The 5893-nt window shown below is 62.3% G+C and carries 5 protein-coding genes; 3 read left to right on the forward strand and 2 right to left on the reverse strand.

Features of this window, described 5'->3' with window-relative positions; genetic code table 11:
* On the reverse strand, positions 1-360 hold a 360-nt coding region (locus tag LJE63_16375), incomplete at its 3' end, for an SIS domain-containing protein (GenBank protein ID MCG6908180.1).
* A gap of 307 nt (positions 361-667) precedes the next feature.
* A complete protein-coding gene (locus LJE63_16380) occupies positions 668-2680 on the reverse strand; it encodes an AsmA family protein (GenBank protein ID MCG6908181.1) in 2013 nt (670 codons plus the stop codon).
* Positions 2681-3236: 556 nt separating this feature from the next.
* Between LJE63_16380 and LJE63_16385 the strand changes: the two genes are divergently transcribed.
* From LJE63_16385 to LJE63_16395, 3 genes are all read left to right on the forward strand, one after another.
* The gene (locus tag LJE63_16385; GenBank protein ID MCG6908182.1) at positions 3237-3515 is read left to right on the forward strand and encodes a PxxKW family cysteine-rich protein; all 279 of its coding nucleotides are present in this window, start codon (positions 3237-3239) and stop codon (positions 3513-3515) included.
* A 241-nt stretch (positions 3516-3756) separates the two neighbouring features.
* Positions 3757-5094 carry an aminotransferase class I/II-fold pyridoxal phosphate-dependent enzyme gene (locus LJE63_16390; GenBank protein ID MCG6908183.1) on the forward strand — a complete coding sequence of 446 codons (1338 nt, stop codon included), beginning with the start codon at positions 3757-3759 and terminating at the stop codon, positions 5092-5094.
* A 154-nt stretch (positions 5095-5248) separates the two neighbouring features.
* Positions 5249-5893, forward strand: a 645-nt coding sequence (locus tag LJE63_16395) for a chloride channel protein (GenBank protein ID MCG6908184.1), incomplete at its 3' end; no start/stop codon positions are given.

Genomic DNA, 5893 nt, shown 5'->3' on the forward strand with positions numbered 1-5893 from the left:
CGTCAGGGCGATCACGGTGCAGCCGATGTCGCGGATGATGGGCACCAGCATGTTGAGCTCTTCGGTCTCGCCGCTGTTGGAAAGCGCCAGGAACACGTCGTCGCGGCTGACGATCCCGAGGTCGCCGTGCATGGCCTCCACAGGGTGCAGGAAAAGTGAGCGGGTACCGGTGCTGTTGAGGGTGGCCACGATCTTGCGCCCCACCAGTCCGGATTTGCCGATCCCGGCGACGATCACCCGGCCACTGGCACTGCAAATGGCCGCCACCATGCGCGCGAAACTCTCGTCGATCCTTTCGGCCAGCCTGAGAAGCCCTTCGGCCTCGATTTTGATGACGTCAGCCGCTTGTTGGGCAACCATCACGCAAAGGTCCTCGCCGCAATAATTTTAACAGTTCCGTAAAAAGGCCAATTTCTGCGTTGCGCTGCATCTCGAAGTCGCTGCGGCGTACATAAAGTACGCCTCACGCCGCTGAGATTTGCGCGTCGTAACTTGACCTTTTTACGAAACTGCTTGGATTTTGGCTTTTACCGCTTCATCAATTTTACCTGCCGCACCGATTTTCCCCACCAGGTGCGGCAAAATGCCGCGCCCAACGACAGGGGGCCAGCCGTATTTTGGCCCCGGCCCGCGCCGAGCGCCGCATCTTTCCCCGGGGCGGTGCCGCTCAGTTGCCAAAAGGCAGGCCCTTGAGCAGGCCTTTGGCTTTCTTTTCCAGGGATTTGAGATCGTCTTTTTTGAATTCGCCCTTCTCGATCTTTTGCTGGATACCCTGGAGTTCCTCTCCGAAGTGCTGTTGCACCAGGCCTTTGAGGTCCGGCTGAAAGGACGGCCGGTCAAAGGTGCCCGAAACCAGCACCGGCACCGTGACCCCCGCGGGCGCGGCCGTGTCCGCCTGCCCCTGGAGAGGCGCCACAAAGCGGGGATCGATCCGGAAGTCGAGGGTTTCACGGACCAAGTCGGCCTGCCCGGCCGCCTGCACCTGCAACAGCGGCGACTGCAGGGTGGTGGCGGCGGTCTTGAAGACCCCTTTTTCAAGGGTGAAGGGCGCCTTCAACTCGGTGAAATCGGTCTGCGGGCGGGATGCCCCGGCCGCACCCAGGCCGAAGGCGGCGGCAGCGTTGCGCACCATGCCGAGCAGATCGAGCCCTTTGACGCTGCCCTGACTGAAAACCACATTCCCCTTTCCGTTGAGGGTCGGCTTGACGGCCCCGGCATCCATCCCGGCCATGCGCAGCTGAACCTCCGCACGGGCGGCGCCGGTGAGGTAGTCCGCGTCCATCATATCCTTCAACAGCGGACCGGCCTGCACATCCTTCATCTGCAGCGCAAGCTCGGTGCGCGGCGTGTCGCTCTGGAGGTTCAGCGTGCCATTGACGGCCAAGTCCCCCTGGTAGAGGTTGAGGGTCAGGGGTTTCACCCGGAAGAGGCCGTTGCGCCCGCTGAGCCTGAGGTTGAGGTCCTGCACCCTGGCTTTGGCGGCCTTGATTTCCGCGATTTTGACGCTTGCATCCAGCACCAGACGCCGCAAGAGGTTGAGGTCGGGTGCGGGCTTGGCCGCACCTTTGGCGCTGCCGGGCGCGCCGGCGGCGGCCGGCTTCTGGTCCCCGGCCGACGGCAGATAACGGTCCAGATCGATTTGGTCCGCCTCCAGCTTGAAGCTCACCTTGGGCTGCTGGAATTCCGCGGCGTCAAAGGCGAACACCACCAGGGTATCGTCGAGTTCCAGGCGCCCATTGCGCCCGCTGACTTGCCGGGTGTCGCCCTGCAGATCGACTTTCAGACCCACTTGCCCAAGCGCCTGGGGATCGGCCGTTTGGAGTGCAACCGGCGGCGTCATCGCCGCCAACAGCGTGCGCGGACTGAAGGGGGCCAGCACCACGGCCAGATCGAAGCGCGGCGCAGCGACGGGGTCCGTCACCCCCCCGGTGACCGTCAGGAAGACCGTCTCGAGGGCCGAGACGGTCAATGCGATCGGCACCGTCCCCTTACCGGGCATCGGCCCCACCGGCCCCACTCGCCCCTCCAGGGATAAGGGCTTGCCATCCAGTAGAGCGGCAAGAAGCACCCCGATCGGTTTATCCAGGGAAACGTCCGAGAGGCTGAGGTTGAAATCCGTGACTTCCCGGCGTTGGGGCCCGGTGTGGTCGATCCACACGAGGCTGCCGCCGGAAACGGCAAACTCGCCCACCAGCAGGGAGCTGATCGGAAACTGGCCGCCCCCGGATGCGGCGGCCGGTTTTCCCTCGGTTTTGGCAGGTGCAACGCCGCGGTCGACGGCGCCGATCCCCTCCCAGTTGCCCCGGCCGTTTTTCAGGCGCTCCAAAACCAGCCGCGGCCCCTTGAGCACGAATCGCTGGACCTGAATGTCTCTGAAAATCAGGGGCAGGAGTTTGACCCGCACGTCGAAACTCTCGACGGTCAACAGGTCCTTTTCGGCAAACCCCGGCGGGTTGCCCAGGCGCAGATCGGACAGGGAAAGGCCGGCCCACGGAAAAAGCGACAGTTTGAGATCCCCGCCGAGAGCGAACGGCCGCTCCGTGACGGCGCTGACGCGCTCTTCGATCATGGGTTTGTAGGTCTTAAGATCCACGAAGAGGGGAATCACAAACAGGGCCGCGATGAGCATCACGACAACGCCGCCGCCCACAATCGCCACCCATTTGAGCGTACTTTTCATACACCGTCTCCTTTCACCGCCCCCTCGGGCTGCCCCGTTCCCTGACCATCAGCACCGGGCGTAAAAGATAAAAAGCGGCAGAACCCCGGCGGCCCGCCCGGAGGCCGTTTGGGGTTGGACGGCGCCAGCGGGAAGATCACGGCCCATGGGGAAGCGGGCGACGGGCCAGGGTACCGGGGACTGAGCGATTTGCGATTATACCAAGGGCAAGGCTGAAAGCAAGCCACCCGCCTCAAAAAAGAGCGTGGTTGGGAAAACCGGAGATCCCCGCAGCCAAGGGTTTCACCGGGGTGCCGAGGCGTTTCGGACCCGAATCGCCCCACGCCTGACCACCGGTTCTCACCAGCACGCCGGAGGTGGGATCGTTATCCCCAGCGGCCGACTCTTTGCGCCAGTTTTCCGGCAACCGGCCGGGCCCGTTTTTTTTGTTGACAAAAGGCCACTCGACCTTTAGGATCGCGCCAATTTAAACACCGAACCAAACACATGAACGGGGCCGGAAGCATCAGTTTCCAGGCCCTTTCTATGTTCGGTATATCCCAAGGAGGTGGTTTCGATGATTTGCACAACCATTCGCAATGGGCAGGACTGCGTCTTCATGACGGCCAAGGGGTGCTCCTACAACGGCGGCCACTGCCACCCGATTGTCGAGCAGTGCAGCGGCTGCAGCCGACCCCAGCAGTTTGAGACCGGCTGGTACTGCGTCGCGTGCCCTGAACCGGCGAAAAAATGGAAAAACGGGAACTGTAACCTGGCAACTCACCTGGTCAAAGAGGCCAAGGCCAGCAGCCAGAAAATCAACCCGTTGAAAGCGTCCAAACGCGGCGGCAAATAAGCCCCGTTGGCCTGCTTCCAGAGGACCCCGCTTTTTTTTTTAAAAGCGGGGTTTTTTTGGTGCCACCCGTTCGGCCCCGTCCTGCGCCACGCGCCGCAGCGCTTTTCACTTGACTTTTTTTTCTCTCCGACAGTAAGAAACTCCCTGTCGCATCGGCTGAAATCGGGCGTTTTACCGGACCCGAAAAAGGTCGAACCTCACTTTACCGCCCGCAGCCCCTAAAATGAGGACCCGACTGAAAATGCATCCGTTTGCAACCGACCTCAACCAGATCATCCGCAGCGGCAATCCCCACATCCTGGAGATGCTCTCCGAGCTTGGCCGCAGCCTTTTCTTTCCCAAGGGGATTCTCAGCCAGAGCGCCGAGGCCAAACAAAAGGCCACCCACATCAACGCCACCATTGGAATCGCCCTGGAAAACGGCCGGACCATGCAGCTCGACTCGGTGATGAAGCCCCTTGGGGACATCACCGCGGCCGATGCCCTGACCTATGCCCCCTCCTTCGGGCTGCCGGCCCTGCGGGAAGCCTGGCAGGCGGGTCTTTTTGAAAAAAACCGCTCCCTGACCGGCAAATCCATCAGCCTGCCGGTGGTCACCTGCGGCATCACCCACGCGGTCAGCACCTTTGCCGAATTGTGGCTGGATCCCGGCGACACGGTGGTGCTGCCGGATTTGTTTTGGGGCAACTACAACCTGATCTTGGCCCTGCGCCGGGGCGCCCGGCTGATCCACTACCCGTTTTTCACCCCGGAGGGCGGTTTCAACCACGCCGGCTTTGAGGACAGCGTCGCCCGCACGGCGGCTGAACACGGCAAGGTCAGCGTTGTGCTGAATTTTCCCAACAACCCGACCGGCTACACCATCACTGCCCGCGAAGCCGACCGCATCGCTGCCTTCCTGACCACCACGGCCGAAAAGGGCGCCAATGTCGTGGCCGCCTTTGACGATGCCTATTTCGGGTTGTTTTACGGCGATGCGCCCATCCGGGAGTCTCTCTTCGCCCGGCTGTGCAGCGCCCACCCCCGGCTGATGGCGGTGAAAATGGACGGTGCCACCAAGGAGAACTTCGCCTGGGGCCTGCGGGTGGGGTTCATCACCTACGGTACCTGCATCAACGGCGACAGCCGCCCGGTTTACGAAGCCCTCGAGAAAAAGACCGCCGGCTGCATTCGCGGCTGCATCTCAAACGCTTCGCACCTCAGCCAGAGTCTTCTCCTGAGATCGCTGCAGTCCCCGGAATACCCGGTCGAAAAGCAGGCAAAAACCCGAATTCTGGAGCAGCGCGCCGGGTGCGTCAAAGCGGTCCTGAACGACCCCAAATACCGACCGGCATGGAGCGTCTACCCCTTCAACTCGGGTTATTTCATGTGCCTGCGTCTCAAAACGGTGGACGCCGAAACGCTGCGCTGCCATCTGCTGGAGCGCTACGGGGTGGGCCTGATTGCCGTTGATGCCCGCAACCTGCGGGTGGCGTTCTCCTGCCTGGAGGAAAGGGACGTGGCGGAACTCTTCGACACGGTGCTCAAGGCCGTCAGAGAGTTGGAACACCCAACCGGACAACCTTTGATGAACCGGTAGAAAAGTCAAAAACAATACGGTTTCGAAAAAAGTTCAAGTTTTATGCGCGCAAATCTCAGCGGCGTGAGGTGTACACCTCTACGCCGCAGCGACTTCGAGATGCAGCGCAACGCAGAAATTGGACTTTTTGCGGAACCGTCAGCCTTTTGGTGTCATGACGGCTCCCGCCACCCTAAAAGAGCGTATCCAAAGGCTGATCGGCAAGGACCGCTCCCACGCCATCAAGCACGCCGGCCGCTGGACCTTCTACTTTGTCCTGATCGGCCTGATAGCCGGTGCGGGCGCGATTGTTTTCCACTATCTGTGCCAGCTCGGGGTCCACTTTTTCCTGGACTGGATGGCCGGTCACCGGCCGCCGGCGCCGGCCGGTGAACACGCCCTGCTGCCGCCCACAACGACGACACTCAACCGCTGGATGCTCCTGGTGCTGCCGGCTTTGGGCGGGATCATCAGTGGGTGGCTGGTCTTTACCTTCGCCCCGGAAGCCGAAGGGCATGGAACCGACGCGGCCATCAACGCCTACCATCACCATGGCGGGTATATCCGCGGCCGGGTGCCGTTCGTCAAAACCATCGCCTCGGCCATCACCCTGTCCACCGGCGGCTCCGGCGGCCGGGAGGGCCCCATCGCCCAGATCGGCGGCGGGTTCGGCTCCTATCTGGCCACCCGCCTCCATTTTTCGGACCGTGAACGGCGCATCATGATGGCCGCCGGGGTGGGCGCCGGGGTGGGCAGCATCTTCCGGGCGCCCCTGGCCGGGGCGCTCTTCGCCGCCGAGGTGCTCTACCGCGACCCGGAA

It is taken from the genome of Desulfobacteraceae bacterium, assembly GCA_022340425.1.
Classification (GTDB): Bacteria; Desulfobacterota; Desulfobacteria; order Desulfobacterales; family JAABRJ01; genus JAABRJ01.